The 18968-nt window shown below is 65.6% G+C and carries 17 protein-coding genes and 1 tRNA gene; 9 read left to right on the forward strand and 9 right to left on the reverse strand.

The window, feature by feature from the left end; genetic code table 11:
- The first annotated feature begins 54 nt into the window (after positions 1 to 54).
- Positions 55 to 1128: a glycosyltransferase family 4 protein gene (locus tag AB7D48_RS00835; RefSeq protein ID WP_427975265.1), complete on the forward strand. Its 1074-nt coding sequence runs from the start codon at positions 55 to 57 to the stop codon at positions 1126 to 1128.
- Between the two features lie 41 nt (positions 1129 to 1169).
- Here AB7D48_RS00835 and metZ read toward each other — a convergent pair whose 3' ends face one another.
- Positions 1170 to 2354, reverse strand: a complete 1185-nt coding sequence (metZ, locus tag AB7D48_RS00840) for an O-succinylhomoserine sulfhydrylase (protein WP_427975266.1) — start codon at positions 2352 to 2354, stop codon at positions 1170 to 1172.
- Positions 2355 to 2565: 211 nt separating this feature from the next.
- Between metZ and AB7D48_RS00845 the strand changes: the two genes are divergently transcribed.
- Positions 2566 to 2639 (forward strand) — tRNA-Gly (locus tag AB7D48_RS00845).
- Between the two features lie 269 nt (positions 2640 to 2908).
- The gene (locus AB7D48_RS00850) at positions 2909 to 3463 is read left to right on the forward strand and encodes a hypothetical protein (protein WP_427975268.1); all 555 of its coding nucleotides are present in this window, start codon (positions 2909 to 2911) and stop codon (positions 3461 to 3463) included.
- A gap of 111 nt (positions 3464 to 3574) precedes the next feature.
- Here the strand turns inward: AB7D48_RS00850 and hrpB are convergent, their stop codons facing one another.
- Entirely contained in the window at positions 3575 to 5995 is a 2421-nt protein-coding gene (hrpB, locus tag AB7D48_RS00855) for an ATP-dependent helicase HrpB (RefSeq protein WP_427975269.1), read from the reverse strand.
- 15 nt (positions 5996 to 6010) lie between these two features.
- Here hrpB and AB7D48_RS00860 point away from each other — a divergent pair, with 15 nt between their 5' ends.
- The gene (locus AB7D48_RS00860) at positions 6011 to 7903 is read left to right on the forward strand and encodes a protein-disulfide reductase DsbD family protein (RefSeq protein ID WP_427975271.1); all 1893 of its coding nucleotides are present in this window, start codon (positions 6011 to 6013) and stop codon (positions 7901 to 7903) included.
- 84 nt (positions 7904 to 7987) lie between these two features.
- Positions 7988 to 8650 carry a class I SAM-dependent methyltransferase gene (locus AB7D48_RS00865; RefSeq protein ID WP_427975273.1) on the forward strand — a complete coding sequence of 221 codons (663 nt, stop codon included), beginning with the start codon at positions 7988 to 7990 and terminating at the stop codon, positions 8648 to 8650.
- Positions 8651 to 8695: 45 nt separating this feature from the next.
- Here AB7D48_RS00865 and AB7D48_RS00870 read toward each other — a convergent pair whose 3' ends face one another.
- The gene (locus AB7D48_RS00870; protein WP_427975275.1) at positions 8696 to 8953 is read right to left on the reverse strand and encodes an usg protein; all 258 of its coding nucleotides are present in this window, start codon (positions 8951 to 8953) and stop codon (positions 8696 to 8698) included.
- Between the two features lie 270 nt (positions 8954 to 9223).
- Between AB7D48_RS00870 and groES the strand changes: the two genes are divergently transcribed.
- The 3 genes from groES (at position 9224) to AB7D48_RS00885 (ending at position 12386) form a co-directional block, all read left to right on the forward strand.
- Positions 9224 to 9517 carry a co-chaperone GroES gene (groES, locus tag AB7D48_RS00875; RefSeq protein WP_427975277.1) on the forward strand — a complete coding sequence of 98 codons (294 nt, stop codon included), beginning with the start codon at positions 9224 to 9226 and terminating at the stop codon, positions 9515 to 9517.
- A gap of 82 nt (positions 9518 to 9599) precedes the next feature.
- On the forward strand, positions 9600 to 11243 hold the full coding sequence (groL, locus tag AB7D48_RS00880) for a chaperonin GroEL (protein WP_427975279.1): 1644 nt from the start codon (positions 9600 to 9602) through the stop codon (positions 11241 to 11243).
- Between the two features lie 105 nt (positions 11244 to 11348).
- Positions 11349 to 12386 carry a hypothetical protein gene (locus tag AB7D48_RS00885; RefSeq protein WP_427975280.1) on the forward strand — a complete coding sequence of 346 codons (1038 nt, stop codon included), beginning with the start codon at positions 11349 to 11351 and terminating at the stop codon, positions 12384 to 12386.
- A gap of 177 nt (positions 12387 to 12563) precedes the next feature.
- Here the strand turns inward: AB7D48_RS00885 and AB7D48_RS00890 are convergent, their stop codons facing one another.
- The 5 genes from AB7D48_RS00890 to AB7D48_RS00910 all read right to left on the reverse strand — a co-directional run bounded on the left by AB7D48_RS00890 (position 12564) and on the right by AB7D48_RS00910 (position 16172).
- Positions 12564 to 13154 carry a nitroreductase family protein gene (locus AB7D48_RS00890; RefSeq protein ID WP_427975281.1) on the reverse strand — a complete coding sequence of 197 codons (591 nt, stop codon included), beginning with the start codon at positions 13152 to 13154 and terminating at the stop codon, positions 12564 to 12566.
- 171 nt (positions 13155 to 13325) lie between these two features.
- On the reverse strand, positions 13326 to 14075 hold the full coding sequence (locus AB7D48_RS00895; RefSeq protein WP_427975282.1) for a CHAP domain-containing protein: 750 nt from the start codon (positions 14073 to 14075) through the stop codon (positions 13326 to 13328).
- A 356-nt stretch (positions 14076 to 14431) separates the two neighbouring features.
- Complete coding sequence (locus AB7D48_RS00900; RefSeq protein ID WP_427975284.1) at positions 14432 to 14782, reverse strand: RidA family protein; 351 nt, start codon at positions 14780 to 14782, stop codon at positions 14432 to 14434.
- An 11-nt stretch (positions 14783 to 14793) separates the two neighbouring features.
- A complete protein-coding gene (locus AB7D48_RS00905; RefSeq protein WP_427975285.1) occupies positions 14794 to 15120 on the reverse strand; it encodes a hypothetical protein in 327 nt (108 codons plus the stop codon).
- Between the two features lie 53 nt (positions 15121 to 15173).
- The gene (locus AB7D48_RS00910; RefSeq protein WP_427975286.1) at positions 15174 to 16172 is read right to left on the reverse strand and encodes an NAD(P)H-quinone oxidoreductase; all 999 of its coding nucleotides are present in this window, start codon (positions 16170 to 16172) and stop codon (positions 15174 to 15176) included.
- Between the two features lie 64 nt (positions 16173 to 16236).
- Here AB7D48_RS00910 and AB7D48_RS00915 point away from each other — a divergent pair, with 64 nt between their 5' ends.
- Positions 16237 to 17388, forward strand: a complete 1152-nt coding sequence (locus AB7D48_RS00915; RefSeq protein ID WP_427975288.1) for an ABC transporter substrate-binding protein — start codon at positions 16237 to 16239, stop codon at positions 17386 to 17388.
- Between the two features lie 30 nt (positions 17389 to 17418).
- Here AB7D48_RS00915 and murJ read toward each other — a convergent pair whose 3' ends face one another.
- The gene (gene murJ, locus AB7D48_RS00920) at positions 17419 to 18954 is read right to left on the reverse strand and encodes a murein biosynthesis integral membrane protein MurJ (RefSeq protein WP_427975289.1); all 1536 of its coding nucleotides are present in this window, start codon (positions 18952 to 18954) and stop codon (positions 17419 to 17421) included.
- Positions 18955 to 18968 lie beyond the last annotated feature (14 nt).

Consider the following 18968-nt stretch of genomic DNA (forward strand, 5'->3'; position numbering starts at 1 on the left):
GTGAAATCCGGGCATCTTCAAATTTGCGTGCGTTTCCGCCATGGTCCGCGCCGCATGACCCTGACCATCCTTTCCGATCTCGCATTGCCGCGCCACCTGGCCCTGATGGCCGGACTCGCCATCTTTTCGGGCATCCTTGTCCGCATCATGATCTCCATCGGCGTGCCCGACCGGCCCGATGCCCGCAAGGCCCACACGCAGGTCACGCCCAAATCCGGCGGGGTGGGGATTGTCTGCGCCTTTCTGCTCGGCGTGCTGCTGCTGTACCGCTACGGCCACGTCTCACGGCTGGCGGAGCCTTATTTCATCGGCGTCATCGCGGCGGCGGTCCTGATCGCGGCGGTCTCCATGCTGGATGACGTGGTGAACATGCCCTACACCGTGAAGCTCGGCGGCCAGTTTCTCGCCGCGGCGGCGGTGCTTGTCTCGGGGCTCTGGATTCACGTCGTTGCCCTGCCCTTCATCGGCTATGCCGATCTGGGCTGGGTCGGCCTCCCCGTGACCATGCTGTTCCTGCTCTACATCACCAACGCGATGAATTTCATCGACGGGTTGAACGGCCTGGCGGCCGGCGTCACGCTCATCGCCTGCCTGTTCCTGGCGGGCATCGCCGGGGTGCTGGGCGGTTTCTTCATCTACACCGCCTCGCTGCTGCTGGCCGGCGGGGTGCTGGGGTTCCTGCCTTTCAACTTCCCCCGGGGGCGGATCTTCATGGGCGATGTCGGCAGCCAGTTCTGCGGCTTCATGCTGGCCTTGTTCGGCGTGGCGGCCGCGCGCTTCGAGCAGGTGCAGATGTCCTTCCTGCTGGTGCCCTTCCTGCTCTCGGGCGTCTTGTACGATGTCACCTTCACCCTGGTCCGGCGCACGCTGGCGGGCGAGAATATCGCCCGCGCCCATAACGGGCATCTTTACCAGGTCGCGCACCGCGCGGGAATGGACGCCAAGCTCGTGACCATCATTCACTGGCTGTTCGCGGTGCTGGGCGGCCTCACCGCCATCGCCTTCATCAGCACCCCCTCCCTCCCGCGGCTATGGATCGGGCTGGTGCCGCTGGTGGTGCAGATCGTCTGGACCTTTTATGTCGCCGCGCGCGCCCGCCGGGCGGGCATCGGGCGCTGGTCCACATAAACACAAACAAAGGGCCGGGGAGGCTCCCCGGCCCTTCCCGCTCAAACCCGCGCCAGCGCCTGGGTCAGATCCTCGATCAGATCCCGCGCATCCTCCAGCCCCACGGACAGGCGCACACACCCATCGGTGATGCCAAGGCGCGCGCGCTCCTGCGCGCCGATCTTCATATGCGTGGTCGTGGCCGGATGCGTGGCCAGCGATTTCGTGTCGCCCAGGTTATTCGAGATCGTGATAACCCGGAACGCGTTCATCATGCGGAACGCCTCTTCCTTGCCCCCCTTCAGCTCGAAGGCCACCAGCGTGCCGCCGCCGCTCATCTGGCTCATCGCCAGTTCGCGCTGCTTGAAGGAGGCCAGCGTGGGATAGAGCGCGCGCGCGACCTTCGGATGGCCTTCCAGGAATTGCGCCACCTTCTCCGCGTTATCGCCCTGCGCCTTCACGCGCAGCTGCATGGTCTCCAGCCCCTTCAGGATCACCCAGGCATTGAACGGCGACAGCGAAGGCCCGGTATTACGGAAAAAGGGCTGAAACACCTCCTCGATCCATTGCCGGGAGGACAGCACCGCCCCGCCCAGCACGCGGCCCTGGCCGTCCATATGCTTGGTGGCGGAATACACCACCACGTCGGCGCCCAGCTCCAACGGCTTTTGCAGCAGCGGGGTGGCGAAGACATTATCCACCACCACCACCGCGCCAGCCGCGTGGGCAAGGCGGGAAACCGTCCGCAGATCCACGATCTCCAGCATCGGGTTGGAGGGGCTTTCCAGCAGCACCAGCGCGGTGGGCTGGCTCAGCGCCTGCGTCCAGGCCTCCAGATCGGCGCCATCCACGAACACACTCTCAATGCCGAATTGCGGCAGCAGGGTGGAGACGATCCAGTGGCAGGAACCAAACAAGGCACGGGCGGCGACAACGCGCTGCCCGGCCTTCAGCCCGCACATCACCGCCGCGTGCACCGCCGCCATGCCGGTGGCCGTGGCGCGGCAGGCCTCGGCCCCCTCGATCCGCGCCAGACGGTCCTGGAGCATCGTCACGGTCGGGTTGGCGAAACGGGAATATTGAAAATGCTCGATCTGATTGGCGAACACGGCCTCGGCCATATCGGCGCTTTCATAGGTGAAGCCGGAAGTCAGGAAGAGCGCCTCGCCATTTTCATCCAGATCGGTGCGGATACGCCCGGCATGGATCAAATCCGTGGCAAGGTGGGTTTTCAGCGGTTCAGACATCGGTGCGCGGCCTATCTTTGCAAACAAGATTCGTCCGGCCACGGGAAGACCAGGGCGCAACGCGCCCGGAGCCTCTTTAGCGCGCTTGTTTCACTCCTTCCCCGGCGGGGGAAGCCTCGCCGCAATCCGGCCGGACAAATCACGAGGTCAAACCGCCCTACGCCCGCCCGCTTGCGCGGTCAATGCCAAACGACTATGTACGCCCCACGGCGCGGGTATGATGTAATGGTAGCCTGCTAGCTTCCCAAGCTCGACGCGCGGGTTCGATTCCCGCTACCCGCTCCAGTTTCCCCTCAGCGCCTTTCCCCTCGCACACGCCGCCGCGCCCGCCCGCGCGCGACAGACCCGGAAACAAATTTTCGTCAAAATCAAAACATGCTGGCTCCTTCACGAAAAAAGCGTTTTGCACAAAAAAAGCGTTTTGATTTTATAATTATTTCTTAACCAGATGTAATAATGATGCCCCCATGGGGCATGCCGGATCCATAGCCCTGGGTCCAACGCTCCCCTTGGGATCCCAACCGATAATCGTCGATAAACGATGGAGGCCGAAGATGACATTCAGAGCCACCCCGCTCACCACCCCGCCACCGGCGCGGCAGCAACATCTGACGCAGCAGCGCAAGGTCGAAACGGGCAGCTACCTGGCGCAACGCACCATCCTGAGGACTTCAGACCATCCGCGCCAGCATAAATGCCGCATCACGGATTGTTCGCTCGCGGGGTACAGCGCCGTGATTCTCTCCCCCTTTCCAGACGCGGCCCGGCATTTCGAAATCGGTCAGGAGCTGCATCTGGAACATGCCGATGGCTGGGAACGTATCGTCACCGTGCATGCGACGGAGGGCAACAAGCTCGAATTGCGTATTCTCAACCCCGTCACGAAGGTCATCCTGCCCAATGGCGAGACAGGCATACCCAATTGCCATGAATGCGCCCTGCTGGGCACCCATGGGGAGCTTTACCGTGTCACCTTCGAGGAAGAGCCGGAATTGTTCGGCGCCTTCCAGCTTGAACTGCCGACCGGCGAAACCGTGAAGGTCCAGGTGCGCTGGGCCCGGCATGGGGAAATCTGCCTGCAACCCGTCACCCCTTACCGCCGGCTGTGAACCACCCGGAGGCGGATGACATAAGATGGATTTACGCGGCAAACCCATCCGCAAACCCATCTTATGTCCAATCTTATGTCCAAATCCGTCCCCCCCTGGCTCCACCGCCCCTTACTCCCAGGGCCGCTCCGGCCAGTCATGCTTGGGATAGCGCCCGCGCATGTCGCGCCGCGCATCTGCCCAGCCACCGCGCCAGAACCCGGCCAGATCCGCCGTGATGGCAATGGGGCGTTGCGCCGGGGAAAGCAGCGCCAGTTGCAGCGGAATTTTACCGCCCGCCAGGCCCGGCGTGGAATCCGTGCCATAAAACACATGGGCGCGAGCCGAGGCCACGGGCACCGGGCCTGAATAATCCACCCTCACCCGCCCGCCCTTGAGATGCAGCTCGGCGGGCAGCTCCTTATCCAGCCGCGCGGCTTGCTCGCGGGAGAGGCGCGCGCGGAGAAGCTGGCAAAGATCCAGGCTTTTCGCCTCTTTCAGGCTGGTCATTCCCGCGAGATAGGGGGCCAGCCAATCCTGCACGCTGGCGGCGAGGGCGATGCGGGAACAATCCGGATAATCCGCGTCCAGCCCCCGCATCACCGCCACGCGGGCACAGAGATTATCCGCCGCTTCGGTCCAATCGAGCTGGTCCAGGCGGGTGGAAAGCGCCTGGGCCAGGGCGGCCTGGATTTCCTCGGGCGCCGGAGCGGCGGAACGGTCCGCCAATACCAGATTGCCCAGCCGCACACGCTCGCGCACCGAGACAACCCCACTCACCGGCTCAAACCCGGTCTCGCGCGTGGTTTTGCAGCGGGCGGCCAGAAAATCCGGCAAGTCATTCACATCCAGCGCGGCGCCAAGGCGGATCCTGGCGCCGCGCCCATCCAGCGCCGCCACGGCGATGAGCTTGGAGCGCGCCAGCGGGTCCGAAGCCGGCAGATTGCCCGAACCGCCCCCCGCGAGACGGTAAGACCCCGCCTCCCCGCGCGCCTGGCCGATCCGGTCCGGGAATCCCGCCGCCACGATGGGCCCGGGCGGGCCAAAACCGGGAATTGTCCCCACCCCCAGCCGGTTGCGGTAAATCCTGGCGGCCTGGCGCACACGGGAGAGGATGGCCCTGTCCCCCTCGCCGCGCCCGGCCAGAGCCTCCAGCCGCGAGGCCAGATCCGCCGACGCGGCTTGGGGGAGACAATCGCGCTCCTCCAGAATCGCGGCGATGTCGGCGGCCAGGGCGCGGGTGGGTTTGTCCGGCGCGGCCAGCATCATCGCGGCCAGGCGCGGCTCGGCCCGCAGGCGGGCCATCTCGCGGCCCAGGGGGGTGATCCTGCCCGTCTCGTCCAACGCACCCAGGCCTTGCAGCAAGGCGTGCGCGGCTTTCAACGCCCCTTCCGGCGGCGCGTCCGGGAAGGGCAGATCGGCCGGGGCGTCCCCCCAGGCGGCGCAGGCCAAGGCGAGGCCCGACAGTTCGGCGGCGAAAATCTCCGGCCGGTCGAATGGCGCCAGGCCGCGATTCAGCGCCTCGCTCCAGAGCCGGATGGCCACGCCGGGCCCCAGGCGCCCCGCGCGCCCGGCACGCTGCGCGGCGGCGGCGCGGGAGATGCGCTGGGTGGTCAGTCTTGTCAGGCCCGAAGCCGTATCCAGCACCGGAGCACGGCGGTAACCGCCATCGATGACGATGCGCACACCCGGCACGGTGAGCGAGGTTTCCGCGATGGAGGTGGACAGCACCACCCGGCGTTCCGGATGCTCCCGCAGGGCCTTGTCCTGCGCCTCGCGCGAGAGATCGCCGTGCAAGGGCAACACCAAGGCCGGGCAGCGGGCCAGCGCCTGCTCGGCCCGGCGGATTTCGGCCATGCCGGGCAAAAAGACCAGAATATCCCCCGGATGCGCCACCAACGCCTCGCCCACCGCCTTGGCGGCGGCGTCGGGCAGATCGCGCGGGGACATGAGATCCCGCTTGGCGTGGATCACCTCCACCGGAAATAATTTACCGTCGCTGACGACGATGGGCGCATCCAGCAGGGCGGAAAATTTTTCCGCCTCGGCGGTGGCGGACATAGCGAGGATCCGCAATTCCGGGCGCAATGTGCGTTGCAGGTCACGCACCAGGGCCAAGGCCAGATCGGCCTCCAGGCTGCGCTCATGCACCTCGTCGAAGATCACCAGATTCACGCCGGAGAGTCCGGGGTCGGACAGCAGGCGGGAGGTGAGCAGCCCTTCGGTGATGACCTCGATCCGGGTTTTGGGGCCCACGGCGCTGTCCAGCCGGGTGCGGAAGCCCACCTGCTCGCCAGCGACCTCGCCCAGCAGCTCGGCCATGCGCATCGCCGCCGCGCGGGCGGCCAGGCGGCGCGGTTCCAGCAACAGGATTTTGCCCAGCCCCGCCTCAAGGGCGGCCAGCGGCACCTTGGTGGTTTTGCCCGCCCCAGGCGGCGCCACCAGCACGGCATTGCCACCCTCGGGCTTCAGGACATGCAGCAAATCCGGCAGAACTTCTGTAACGGGAAGGTAAATCATGCCGTGCCCTGGTATCAGAGCCCGCGCGTTCATGCGATATTCCCGCCCATGCGTTTTCTGCTTCCGCTTGCCTTGCTGCTGCTGCCACATCTGGCGCTGGCGGCCTCCAGCCCCTCTTATCATTCGTCCCGCGACGAGGTCCGGCTGATCTCCGCCGCCAACCAGGCGGACAACGGGCAAGTGACACTGGCGCTGGATTTCAAGCTGAAACCGGGCTGGCATATTTATTGGCGCGACCCGGGCGATGCCGGCTTCCCCCCCAGCGTGAGCGCGGACGCGCCGACGGCCCTGGGGCCGATCGCCTTTCCACCCCCGGAATTTTTTTCACAGGCCGGAATTGGGGCCTATGTGCTCTCCGGCCATGTGGTGCTGCCCTTCACCGCCAGCCATGTGAGCGGCGATCAGGTCAGCGTGCAAGCACATTGGCTGGTCTGCTCCGACCAGTGCGTGCCGGAACATGCCGATTTCACCCTGCCCCTGACGGGGGGCGCCTCGGCCGAGGCCGGGTTGTTTCCCGCCGGGCCTTCCATCGTGCCCTCGCCCTATCCGGCGCATCTGAGCGCCGATGGCACGCTCTGCCTCACGGGGGTGAGCGCGTCCCAGGTGAAAACCGCCCGATTCTTCCCCGATTCCGCCAGCGTTCTCGTGAATGACGCGCCGCAGCCCTTGTCGTTCGACACAGGCGGGCTGGCCCTGCGGCTGAAACTGGCGGGCCCGCCCCCCGCCAAACTCTCCGGCGTGGTGGAGCTTACCGACCCGAGCGGGCAGACCCAGGCGCTGAGCCTGACGGCCACGCCGGCACCGCCGGCCTCGCACGCGCCCTGGTGGCTGCTGGCGCTGGCGGGCGGGTTGATCCTGAACCTGATGCCTTGCGTGTTTCCGGTGCTAGCGATGAAGGCCGCCGCCTTCGCCAGGATGGGGGGCGCGGCGCATGGGCATATCAGGCGCGAGGCGCTGGGGTATACGGCGGGCATTTTGCTGTCCATGGCGGTACTGGGTGGGGTGCTGTTGGGCTTGCGGGCCGCCGGAATCGGCGCGTTTTGGGGGTTTCAGTTTCAATCCCCCATTTTCGTGGCGCTGGCGGCCTGGGTGATTCTGGCGGCGGGGCTGAGCCTGGCCGGGCTGTTTCATCTCTCCATGCCCGGCTTTATCGGGCGGATTCCCGCACAACATAGTTTTTTCACCGGGCTGCTGGCCGTGCTGGTGGCCACACCCTGCACCGCCCCTTTCATGGGGGCCGCCATTGCCGCCGCGCTGGCGATGGCGCCCTTGCCCGCCATGGGGCTGTTCCTGGCGCTGGGGCTGGGGCTGGCCTTGCCGATTCTGGTTCTGGCGGCGGTGCCGCATCTGGCCGCCGCCCTGCCCCGCCCCGGACGCTGGATGATGGTGGCGCAGAAAATCCTGGCGGTGCCGATGTTCGCCACCTTTTTGTGGCTGGGCTGGGTTTTGTTCCGGCAGGCGGGCCTGCCCGGTCTGGCGCTGCTGGGGCTGGGCGCGCTGGCACTGGGGCTGGCCTTGCCGCGCCGCCCGGTTTTCGCGCTGCTGGTCCTGGTGTTGCTGCCGTTTTTCCACGCGGCGCCCGCCGCAGACGCCTTGAGCCTGCCCGACGCCAAACCCTATAGCGCGGCGGCGCTGGCCGCCTTGCGGGCGGACGGCAAGCCGGTCTTCATCGACCTTACCGCCGCCTGGTGCATCACCTGTCAGGTGAATGAACGCTCCACCCTTGCATCCGCCACGGTGCAAAAACTGTTCAAGGACAAGCATGTAACCGTGCTGGTGGGCGACTGGACGGACCGGAACCCCGCCATCACCGCCTTGCTGACGGCGAATCACCGCGCCGGCGTGCCGCTTTATCTTTATTATCCACCCGGGGGCGGCCAGCCGGTGAAATTACCGCAAATTCTCACGCCGGGTATCGTCTCGGCCGCGCTTTCCGGTTAAAAACCGCGTCAGCCCATTGCGCCCGCGCCCATTACGCCGCAATGTTCAGTTACTGTTTTATGACGGGCGCCAAGGACTTACAGGATGCGAGATGTCTCCGGCGCGGCCCTTGAGGGCCCGCGCGCGAAACTGGATGCCGATACAATCCGTGCCGCCTATTCACGTTATGCCAAATCCTACGATAGCTGGTTCGGACTGATCTCCCGCCAGGCCCGGCGCGCCGCCGTGGCGGCGGTCAATGACACCCCCGGCGCCAAGGTGCTGGAAGTGGGGGTCGGCACCGGCCTGGCCCTGCCGCTTTATGCGGCCAAGAAACAGATCACGGGTATCGATCTTTCGCGGGACATGCTGGCCATCGCCCGGGAACGCGCGGCCGGGCTGGGGCTGCATCATGTCGAGGCGCTGCTGGAAATGGACGCCCAGGCCACCAGCTTCGAGGATGGCAGTTTCGACGTGGCGGTGGCGATGTTCGTGGCCTCCGTGGTGCCGGACCCACAGGCGCTGGTGCGGGAACTGCGCCGGGTGGTGAAGCCCGGCGGCAAGATCCTGTTCGTCAATCACTTCGCCCGGGAGAGCGGACCGGTCTGGTGGGTGGAACGCGCTATGGCGGGAGCTTCTGGCCTGCTCGGCTGGCATCCGGACTTCCGGCTGGGCCATATGTTCACCGGGGCGGACCTGGCCGCCGCCACGGTGAGGAACATGGCGCCCCTGGGGCTGTTCCGGTTGGTGGAACTGCCGAACGGCTAAGCGGGCGCTCCAACAGCCTCTTTAAAAAACTCGGGAATCTCAAGATCAATGCAGGGTGAGCAACTGCCCGGCGCGCCAGCGCGGCGGCGCGATGAGCCCGGCTTGCGCGACACGCACGGAGTGTAATTTGCCATCCAGGTTGGATGCCCAGAAATCCAGGAATTTATGCAGCGCCGGGAATTGCGGGGCGAGATCCAGCTCCTGCCAGACATAGCTCTGCAACAGACCGGGATGATCTGGCATGTGATAGAGGATCTCGGCGGTGGTCAGGCGGTAATCGCGCATCTGCAAGGCAAGGGACATGCTCCAATCGCTCCATCGGCTTGAATGTGGCGTGTCCCCGGGGTTTCATCAGACTGCCATACACAACCCCCTGGTTTGCAACTAAATTCTTCAATGAAACCAGAAACTTGGCACTCAGCCTTTCGGAGTGCTGCCTGTTCTTGACTTCTGATTAAAGGTCGGGCTACACCCTTGGCACTCTCACAAAGGGAGTGCTAACAGCCGCGGTGCCGCAGATTGGGCCGGACAGGCTGGAAAGCTTTTAAGACATAATGTTTAGGAGCGATCAACATGGCGAATTTCCGCCCCTTGCACGACCGCGTTGTCGTCCGCCGCATCACCGCGGAGGAAAAGACCGCGGGTGGCATCATCATCCCCGACACCGCCAAGGAAAAGCCGCAGGAAGGTGAAATCGTCTCCGCTGGCCCGGGTGCCCGCAACGAGACCGGCGCCCTGGTGGCCCTGGATGTGAAGGCCGGCGACCGCGTGCTGTTTGGCAAATGGTCCGGCACCGAAGTCAAGATCGACGGGGAAGACCTGCTGATCATGAAGGAATCCGACATTCTCGGCATCATCGCCGCCTGATTTTCTCAGCTTCCTGAGCCAGACCTCGCGGCAAGGCCGCTCCGTCGTCAGGACGCTCAACAATTCTTAAGGAGTCACACATATGGCTGCCAAAGACGTCCGTTTTGGTTCCGACGCGCGCGACCGCATGCTGCGCGGCGTCGATGTTCTCGCCAATGCCGTCAAGGTGACGCTGGGCCCCAAGGGCCGCAACGTCGTCATTGAGAAGAGCTTCGGCGCGCCGCGCATCACCAAGGATGGCGTGTCCGTCGCCAAGGAAATCGAACTGTCCGACAAGTTCGAGAATCTGGGCGCGCAGCTGATCCGCGAAGTCGCCTCCAAGACCAACGACCTGGCCGGCGACGGCACCACCACCGCGACCGTGCTGGCCCAGGCCATCGTGCGCGAGGGCGTGAAGGCCGTGGCCGCCGGGCTGAACCCGATGGATCTGCGCCGCGGCATCGACAAGGCGGTTGCCGCCGTCGTGGAAGAGCTGAAGACCCGCACCAAGAAGATCACCACCCCGGCCGAGACCGCGCAGGTCGGCACCATCTCCGCCAATGGCGAATCCGAGATCGGCGACATGATCTCCCAGGCCATGCAGAAGGTCGGCAATGAGGGCGTGATCACGGTTGAGGAAGCCAAGGGCATCCAGACCGAGCTGGACGTGGTCGAGGGCATGCAGTTCGACCGTGGCTATGTCTCTCCGTATTTCATCACCAACCCGGAGAAGATGATCGCGGATCTCGACAGCCCGTATATCTTGATCTTCGAGAAGAAGCTCTCCCAGTTGCAGCCGATGCTGCCGCTGCTGGAAGCTGTCGTGCAGTCCGGCAAGCCGCTGCTGATCATCGCCGAGGATGTCGAGGGCGAGGCCCTGGCCACCCTGGTGGTGAACAAGCTGCGCGGCGGGTTGAAGATCGCCGCCGTGAAGGCCCCTGGCTTCGGCGACCGCCGCAAGGCCATGCTGGAGGACATCGCCATCCTGACCGGTGGCCAGGTGATCTCCGAGGATCTGGGCATCAAGCTTGAGACCGTGACGCTGGCCATGCTGGGCCGCGCGAAGAAGGTGCTGATCGAGAAAGAGAACACCACCATCATCGAGGGTGTGGGCTCGAAGGAGGACATCACCGGGCGCGTCAACCAGATCCGCGCGCAGATCGAGGAGACCACCTCCGACTACGACCGCGAGAAGCTACAGGAACGCCTGGCCAAGCTGGCCGGCGGTGTTGCCGTGATCCGCGTCGGCGGCGCCTCCGAGGTTGAGGTGAAGGAGCGCAAGGACCGTGTGGACGACGCGCTGCACGCCACCCGCGCCGCGGTTGAGGAAGGCATCGTCCCCGGTGGCGGTGTGGCCCTGGCCCGCGCCGTGAAGGTGCTGGAAGGTCTGCAGGCCGAGAATAACGACCAGCATACCGGCATCGAGATCATCCGCCGCGCCATCCAGGTGCCGCTGCGCCAGATCGCCGAGAACGCTGGCGAGGACGGCGCCGTGATCGCCGGCAAGGTGCTCGACACCGCCGATTACGCCCATGGCTATGACGCGCAGAGCGGCGCGTTCAAGGACATGGTGGCCGCCGGCATCATCGACCCGACCAAGGTTGTGCGCACCGCCCTGCAGGACGCCGCCTCCGTGGCCTCGCTGATCATCACCACCGAAGCCGGTGTGACCGAGCGCCCCGAGAAGAAGGCTCCCCCCGCCCCCGACATGGGTGGCATGGGCGGCATGGGCGGCATGGATTTCTGATCCGGCCTCTCAGCCTGAAACAGGAAACCCCGGGGGCAGCCCCGGGGTTTTTTGTTGCCCGCCCGCCCCTGGCGAATGGGCGCGCGACGGACCAATATCGCGCCCATGTACAGTGAATCAGATCTCGACGAGGCCGTGCGGCATGGCGTTCTCTCCGCCGGGGATGTCGCCAGGTTCCGCGCCCATGTCGCCGCCCACCGGCAAAGCCCGGCGGTGGATGAGGAATATGTGCGGCTGCTGAGCGGGTTCAACGATATTTTCGTCAGCATCGCCATCGCGCTGGTGGCCATCGCCACCTATATACTGACCGGCTCGGCCTTGACGCGCGGCGTGGCGATGATCGCGGAGGCCTGGCTGCTGGCCGAATATTTTACTCGCCAGCGCCATATGGCGCTGCCCAGCATTCTGCTGCTGCTGCTCTATGCCAAGGGGGTGGCGGAGCTGCTGCTGCATGTGGTGGGGGTATGGGTCTCCGGCCATCTGCTCAGCTTTCTGCCCTTTGGCGCGGTCGGCACCAAGACCGGGCTTTATCTCACGGTCGGCTTCACGGCGGGGCTGGAAGCCCTGGCCATCTATGCCCATTGGCTGCGGTTTCATGTGCCCATCACCGTGGCGGCGGGCGTCGCCTCACTGGTGTTGCTGGTTATTTTCCTGATGCTGGGGCTGGCCCCATGGCTGCTGCCCTACTGGCCCTGGCTGACGATCCTGGGCGGGCTTTGCGTGTTCGCCCTGGCCCTGCGCTGGGACATGTCCGACAGGACCCGCCAAACCCGCCGGGCGGATGTGGCGTTCTGGCTGCATCTGCTGGCGGCCCCCTTGCTGGTGCATCCGGCGTTTTATCTGCTGGGGCTGCTCAAGGGCGGCCATTCCGGCGACGCCGGCGTGGCCGTGGGGCTCTATGCGGCCCTGGCCCTGGTGGCGCTGCTGGTGGACCGGCGCGCCTTGCTGGTCTCGGCGCTGGGCTATGTGATCTATGCGCTGGCGCATGTGCTGCACAGCACCGGCAATGAGGCGGGCAGCCTGGCGGTGACGGCGCTGATCGCGGGATGCGCGCTGCTGCTGCTCTCGGCCTTCTGGCACCGCACGCGGGCCGGGCTGCTGCGGTTGCTGCCCGGGAGCTTGACCGCCAGACTGCCCGCGTGAGCCGCCCCGGCCTGGAGCTTCGTCCACCGCGCGGCCAAGGCACGGGCAAAATCGCGCGGACCGCCGGATCCGGCCCTTTTTATGCAAGGGGCCAGATCTCAGAACGCGGGCAAGCCCCCGGCAAAAGGGAGATTCAACAGACGATCAAACGCGGGGGCGATCCCCGCGCCGGGTCTCTCAGAAGCCACCCTCATAGGCGATGTCCGTCACCGGCTTGCGTGGGCTGGGCGCTTCACGGGCCTGCAAGGCCTCGGGCAGCAGGTCCTTCGGCCCCTGGCGGCCGATGGCCAGGGCGGCCTCGACCCGGTAGCCCGCCGGTATCTTCAATTCCGTATAGACCCTGTCGAAGGCGATGCCGACCATGCCATGCGCCTGCCAGCCCATGAAGGCGGCCTGTAGCGCCAGATACCCCCAGGCGGCACCGGCATCGAAGGAGTGGCTGTAAGACGGCACCGGCGTGTCCTTGCCCGGCACGGACATGGTCTCCGCCGAGACCACGAACACGATCGCGGAAGCGGTCTTCGCCCAGCTTTGATTGAACTCGTTCAGCAGTCCCAGGAATTTGTCCCAATGCGCATTGTCGCGCCGCGCATAGAGAAAGCGCCAAGGCTGGGAATTATAGGAGGACGGCGCCCAGCGTGCCGCTTCGATCATGGTGCGCAGGGTATGTTCGGAAATCGCTTCGCCGGTGAAGGCGCGGGGCGACCAGCGCTCCAGGAAAACCGGTTCGATCGGATGATCGGCCGTGCGGGAATTTGCCGTGGTCATGCATCTCTCCTCAAGATTGAGCTGAGGCAGCTTAACCACGCACGGGCAAGGTGGCAAAACCCGCATGGCGGGAAGAGGATATGCCCGGCGTCTTGAAAAACGCCGCCTCAAGACCAGATAAACCGGAGGCCCGGGCAAACGCCGCGCCGGACGGGCACGGCGGGGGTGGCGTTATTGCAGGTTGCGGTTTGGCGCCTCGGCCGCCACGGGGCGGGAAATTGGCGCCTCGGCCACTTCGTTGCGGCCACCGCCGGAGGCAATGACGGTGCCGGTGGCGGGACGGTCATAGATGAAACCATAGGTCGGATAGACCGAGCCCATGGTGGTGGTGCCGCCCAGCTCGACGCGCACCTGGGTCCAGTTATTGTCCGGCGAGACATCCTGCACGGTCACGTCGTTGGTGATGGTGCCTGGCACCCAATTGGCTTGGGTCACGAGGATGGTGCGTGAATCCAGCACCGCCGTGACGACGGCGACATGGCCCAGCGGCATGCGGCCGATGGAGCGGAAATTCAGCACCGAGCCCACCACCGGCATATTGCCGCGCTCATAGCGGCCCGCCGCCTGCGCCCACCAGAGGAAGGCATCGCCGGAAAGCTGGATATGCGAGACCTCGCGCGCATAAGGCACGCATTGCAGGCGGGAATGACGGAATTCGGCCATGCGCTGGTGCTGGCGGTAATGGCTGGAATGCTTGGTCGAGGCGTAATGCGTCTTGGCGTGGCTGGTATGGCCGTTGAGACGGGCCTTGCTCTCGGAATGATGGGTGGAGGCGGTACGGGTCAGCCGGTGTTCGCTCTTGCTGCTCTTATGCGTGTTGCTGGCGAGCCTGTGCGTGGAATGACTAACGCCATGGGTGGTCCGGGAGGATTCGTGATGGGTGGTGGAAGCCTGGGCGGCGGTGGGAAGCAGAGCGGCCATGGCCGCGAAAGAGATACCCGCAAACAAAGCGCGCATGGCGCCGCGGAAAGACTTATCCGCCCTGTAACCGGTCATTTATATCTACCCGAGCCGAATGAAACGCCAAGAAACCATGTGTAACCGCTACGGGTGGATTGCGCCGCGCGCAACCCGTCACTGCGACAAAATTACAACAGATACAGATTTTCGTTGATCCGGGCGGTTCGCCCAAGCCGCGTTTAAGATAATTTTCCTAAACGCTGGGAACCGGTTTTTCCAACCACCGGACGTTGCATAAGGGCCGATTCGCGCGGAAGGGGAGCCAAAGCCTGCTCCCCAACCTTTTAATTATTAACAAAAACTGAACCGCAACAAACTCACCGGCAGGCGGTGACCATGATCTCCACCAGATAGACGGGGTCGGCCAGCTTGGCCTCGACACAAGCGCGGACGGGCGCCTGGCCCTCTGGCAGCCACTGGCTCCAGACTTCGTTCATGGCCGCGCGGTCTGAAATATTCTTAAGCCAGATATGCGCCTGAAGCAGGCGTGTATTGTCGGTGCCATGCGTTTCCAGCAGGGCATCGATCTGCGCCAGCACGTCCTTGGTCTGCGCCGCGACGTCGCCGGACGTGTCCTGCGCGACCACGCCCATGGTGTAGACGAACCCGTGATATTCGACCGCCTTGGAAAGGATCGGGCTGGCTTCGGTGCGGATGATACGGCTCATGAAAAACTCCGTTAGTTGACGATATGCGGGGTGACGACCTGCACCCCATTCACGGTTGGCGCACCGTTCTGGTTGCCGAGCGTCTCACAACGCTGGATCTGCAGGGCGCGGTCGTTCATCGCGCCCATGCGCTCGGAATCGAAAACCTGCGTCGGCGCGCCATAACGCAGGCCATTCTGCTGCGTGCGGGCTTGCAGGTTCACCGTGCTCTGCCGATAGACCGCATCGGCCTGCGCCGTGCAGGCGGCGCTGTTGGCGGCCTGGGCCTGGCTTTGCGGCTGGCTGGCGCAGCTGGCCAGAAGCAGGGCGGCGGCCGCGGCCAGGAGGCGAATTCTCATATTGCGCTATGTCCTGTTTATCTGCGCGAGCCATATTCCCTTTGCCGGAAAACTCAACCGGAAACGCGCAGCAAAATCTTGCCGATATGCGTGCTGGCCTCCATCAGCGCATGCGCCTTGGCCGCCTCTTCCAAGGGAAAGACCCGGTCGATCACCGGGTCGACCCGGCCCGTTTCCAGCAACGGCCAGATTTTATGCTTCAAGGCCTCCGCGATGGCCGCCTTTTCCGCCGATGTGCGCGGGCGCAGCGTGGAGCCGGTGATGGTCAGACGCTTGAGCATGACCGGCAGCAGGTCCAACTCCGCCTTGGCCCCTTGCTGAAAGGCCACCTGCACCAGCCGCCCGCGCGGGGCGAGGCTCTTGATGTTTTTTTGAATATAGGGACCGCCCACCATATCCAGGATCACGTCCACGCCGCGCTTGCCCGTGGCCTCGGCGACGACCTGCTGAAAATCCCGCTTGTGATAATTGATCGCGCTGGCGCCGTAGCGCTCGATGAAGGCGCATTTTTCATCCGACCCGGCGGTGGCGAACACGGCCGAGCCCTGCGCCCTGGCGAGCTGGATGGCGGTCAGGCCGATGCCGGAGGTACCGCCATGCACCAGCAGGCTGTCCTCCGGCCGCAGCCCGGCCATGTCGAAGAGGTTGGCCCAGACGGTGAAGAAATTCTCCGGCAGGGCGGCGGCCTTCAGCGCGTCGTAGCCGCTGGGCCAATGCACGCACTGGCCGCAAGGCACCGCCACATATTCCGCATAGCCGCCGCCATTGCACAGAGCCGCGACCTTGTGGCCCGGATAAAACCCGCTGGCCATGGGCCCCAGCGCCGCCACCTCGCCCGCGACCTCCAACCCCAGAATGGGGCTGGCGCCGGGCGGCGGCGGGTACAGACCCTTGCGCTGCATCACGTCCGGGCGGTTCACCCCCGCCGCCATCACGCGGATCAGCACCTCGTCATCCTTCGGCACGGGGAGAGGGCCATTGGCCAGGGTCATCGCCTCCGGGCCGCCGGGGGTTGGCAAATCGATATAGCGCATCGTGTCTGGCAGGGTCATGAGCTTATATCGCCGTCGTCCGCGCGCTTGCGTCAACCCGGAGCGGGTGCAAGTTAGGCGGCGCATGTCTTCTCTCTCCCGCCGTTCATTCCTCGGCGCCGCCACCACGTTCGGGCTTGCCGCCCGCGCGGCCGGGGCCGCCACCGCCGGTACACCGGCCGCACCCGCCGGCGCGCCGAAATTCGGCGCCGCCCTGCCGCTCACCGGCGCCTATGCGCTGGAAGGCGACGAAGCGCTGCGGGGCGTTTTGCTCGCCATCGAGCAGGTGAACGCGCAAGGCGGCATCGGCGGCAAGCCCATCGCCCTGGCCCAGGCGGACATGCCCAGCCAGAGCGCCGCCGCCGGGGCGGTCAACGGCCTGATCTCCGGCGCGCATGCCAATATCCTGTTCGGCAGCGGCACCTCCGCCCTCTCTTACCCCGCCACGGCGGCGGCGGAGCTGGCGCAGACGCCTTTCATCGAACTCACCGCCCCGGCGGACGGCATCATGACCCGGGGGTTCAAATTCCTGCTCCGCACCGGGCCAACGACGAACATGACCGGCAATCTGGCGGCGGCCACCATCCAGGCCCGGTTCGCCGGGCGCAGGCTCGGGCTGCTGTTCAATACCGGGGCCACGGGCGGCGCCATCGCCGCCGCCGCGATCGCGGCACTCGCCACCGCCAAGGTGCCGGTGACGCTCAGCGCCGGATACCCCGAGGACGCGGCGGATTTATACGAACAGACCGGACGGATGATGCGAGCCAAGGTGGATGTGCTGCTGCACGCGGCCGGGCCGGACGATGTGCTGGCGTTTTTTCAGGCCATGAAGGTTCTGAACTGGACCCCCGGCACGCTGATCGGCTGCGGACCGGGCTATGAGCTGCGCGACACCGCGCAGGCGCTCGGCAACCCGCTGGAGGGCACGCTGGTCATCGCCGCGCCGTTCTACCCGGGCGAGGCGGGGCGGATCGCCTCGGCTTATGAGGCGCGCTTCGCGGTGAAGCCGCGCTCGGCCCAGTCATGCACCGCCTATGTCGGCGCCAAGCTGGTATTCGACACGCTGAACGCCGCCGGCGCGGATCCGTCGAAATTGCTGGCCATGATGCGCAAGCTGAACCTGCCTTTCGGCGCGCTGGCCAATGGCTTCGGCGCCAGCTTCGACAATACCGGCCAGAACACGGCCAGCTTCGTGACGCTGCAACGCTGGCGGAACGGCACCCTCATCCCGGCTTAGCGGCTTGTTGCCGCCAGGCCGGACCAGGCTCTACCCCGCCTTGCGCCGCCGACGCAGCAGCCCCAGGAAATCGCGCAAATCGAAGGCGCGGATGAGCACGGCCGGGCCGAAATAAAACACGCCCCCCACCAGCACCAGCAGCAGGAACTGCGCGAGGCTCGTCACGCCTTGCGGCAGCAGCCGCTGCGTCTCCCACAAGGCCGCGGCCATGACCAGGCCGGCCAGCAGAATGCGCGGCAGCCGCCGGCGGGAGAGCGCATCGAAGCTGAAATGCCCGCGCCGATGCAGCAGCGCGAACAGCCAGGCGGCATTGAACGCCGAGGAGAGCGAGGTTGCCAGCGCCGGTCCCACCGCCTGCAACGGATGCATGAACAGCAGATTCAGCCCCAGATTCACCACCACCGCGACCACGCCGATCTTCAGCGGCGTCATCGTGTCGCCGCGCGCGTAAAAACCCGGCGTGAGGATCTTGATCAGCGCGAACACCGGAAGCCCGAGCGCGAAGGCGCTCAGCGAATGCCCCGCCAGCACCGCGTTGTGAGCGGTAAAGGCGCCGCGCACGAACGCCACATCCATGACCGGCCGCGCCGCGATTCCAAGCCCGATGGCGGCGGGCAAGGTGAGCATCAGCACGGATTCAAAGGCGCGGTTGAGCGCGGTATTCGCCTCCGCCTCCTCGCCCAGCGCGATATTCCTCGTCACCGCGGGCAGCAGGGCCGTGCCGGCGGCGGTGGCGATCACGCCCAGCGGCAACTGGTTCACCCTGTCGGCGTAATACAGAATGGAGACCGAACCGGCGGGCAGCAGCGTGCCGATGATGATGTCGATGGACACGTTGAGCTGCGTGACCCCCGCCCCCACCAAGGCGGGCGCCATGCGCTTGAACATTTTCCTGATCCAGGGGGAGAAGCGCAATTTCGGCTTGGCAAAGCGCATCCCCGCCCGGCGGATGGCCCACAGCACCAGCCCCATCTGCGCGATGCCCGAGACCATCACCCCCCAGGACAGCGCATAGCCTGGATTGAGCATGTGCGGCGCCAGCCAGAGCATCGCCGCGATCATGAAGATGTTGAACAGCATCGGCGCCGCCGCCGCCGCCGCAAACCGCCCCATCGCGTTCAGCACGCCCGAAAACAGGGCCGTGAGGCAAATGAAGAACAGATACGGAAACATGATCCGCGACATCGTCACCGCCAGATCGAAGCGCCCGCCCCGCCCGTCGAAGCCCGGTGCCAGAACATAAAGCAGCCAGGGCATGAACAATTCGCCCAGAATGGTCAGCCCGCCCAGCCAGACCGCCATCACCGCCGTCGCCTCCTCGGCGAATTCGGTGGCGGCGCGCAGCCCGTCCTTGTGCAGGATGGTGGAGATCGAGGGCACGAAGGCGGCGTTGAACGCGCCTTCGCCAAACAGCCGCCGGAACAAATTCGGCAGGCGCAGCGCCACGAAGAACGCATCCGCCACCGGCCCGGTGCCCAGCACGGCGGCGATCAGAATATCCCGCGCGAAGCCGAGCACGCGGCTCGCCATCGTCCATGCTCCGACCGTGAAGGCGCCGCGTATCATGGAGCCGCTCTTAC

It is taken from the genome of Acidocella sp. (assembly GCF_050253495.1).
Lineage (GTDB): Bacteria > Pseudomonadota > Alphaproteobacteria > Acetobacterales > Acetobacteraceae > Acidocella.

Excerpts from the sequence above, each read along its gene's own strand:
- groES (WP_427975277.1), top strand. The coding sequence starts at position 9,224 with ATGGCGAATTTCCGCCCCTTGCACGACCGCGTTGTCGTCCGCCGCATC.
- murJ (WP_427975289.1), bottom strand. The coding sequence starts at position 18,954 with ATGATACGCGGCGCCTTCACGGTCGGAGCATGGACGATGGCGAGCCGC.
- AB7D48_RS00890 (WP_427975281.1), bottom strand. The coding sequence starts at position 13,154 with ATGACCACGGCAAATTCCCGCACGGCCGATCATCCGATCGAACCGGTT.
- AB7D48_RS00910 (WP_427975286.1), bottom strand. The coding sequence starts at position 16,172 with ATGACCCTGCCAGACACGATGCGCTATATCGATTTGCCAACCCCCGGC.
- AB7D48_RS00865 (WP_427975273.1), top strand. The coding sequence starts at position 7,988 with ATGCGAGATGTCTCCGGCGCGGCCCTTGAGGGCCCGCGCGCGAAACTG.
- AB7D48_RS00915 (WP_427975288.1), top strand. The coding sequence starts at position 16,237 with ATGTCTTCTCTCTCCCGCCGTTCATTCCTCGGCGCCGCCACCACGTTC.
- AB7D48_RS00870 (WP_427975275.1), bottom strand. The coding sequence starts at position 8,953 with ATGTCCCTTGCCTTGCAGATGCGCGATTACCGCCTGACCACCGCCGAG.
- AB7D48_RS00885 (WP_427975280.1), top strand. The coding sequence starts at position 11,349 with ATGTACAGTGAATCAGATCTCGACGAGGCCGTGCGGCATGGCGTTCTC.
- AB7D48_RS00860 (WP_427975271.1), top strand. The coding sequence starts at position 6,011 with ATGCGTTTTCTGCTTCCGCTTGCCTTGCTGCTGCTGCCACATCTGGCG.
- hrpB (WP_427975269.1), bottom strand. The coding sequence starts at position 5,995 with ATGAACGCGCGGGCTCTGATACCAGGGCACGGCATGATTTACCTTCCC.
- metZ (WP_427975266.1), bottom strand. The coding sequence starts at position 2,354 with ATGTCTGAACCGCTGAAAACCCACCTTGCCACGGATTTGATCCATGCC.
- AB7D48_RS00895 (WP_427975282.1), bottom strand. The coding sequence starts at position 14,075 with ATGGCCGCTCTGCTTCCCACCGCCGCCCAGGCTTCCACCACCCATCAC.
- groL (WP_427975279.1), top strand. The coding sequence starts at position 9,600 with ATGGCTGCCAAAGACGTCCGTTTTGGTTCCGACGCGCGCGACCGCATG.
- AB7D48_RS00835 (WP_427975265.1), top strand. The coding sequence starts at position 55 with ATGACCCTGACCATCCTTTCCGATCTCGCATTGCCGCGCCACCTGGCC.
- AB7D48_RS00900 (WP_427975284.1), bottom strand. The coding sequence starts at position 14,782 with ATGAGCCGTATCATCCGCACCGAAGCCAGCCCGATCCTTTCCAAGGCG.
- AB7D48_RS00850 (WP_427975268.1), top strand. The coding sequence starts at position 2,909 with ATGACATTCAGAGCCACCCCGCTCACCACCCCGCCACCGGCGCGGCAG.
- AB7D48_RS00905 (WP_427975285.1), bottom strand. The coding sequence starts at position 15,120 with ATGAGAATTCGCCTCCTGGCCGCGGCCGCCGCCCTGCTTCTGGCCAGC.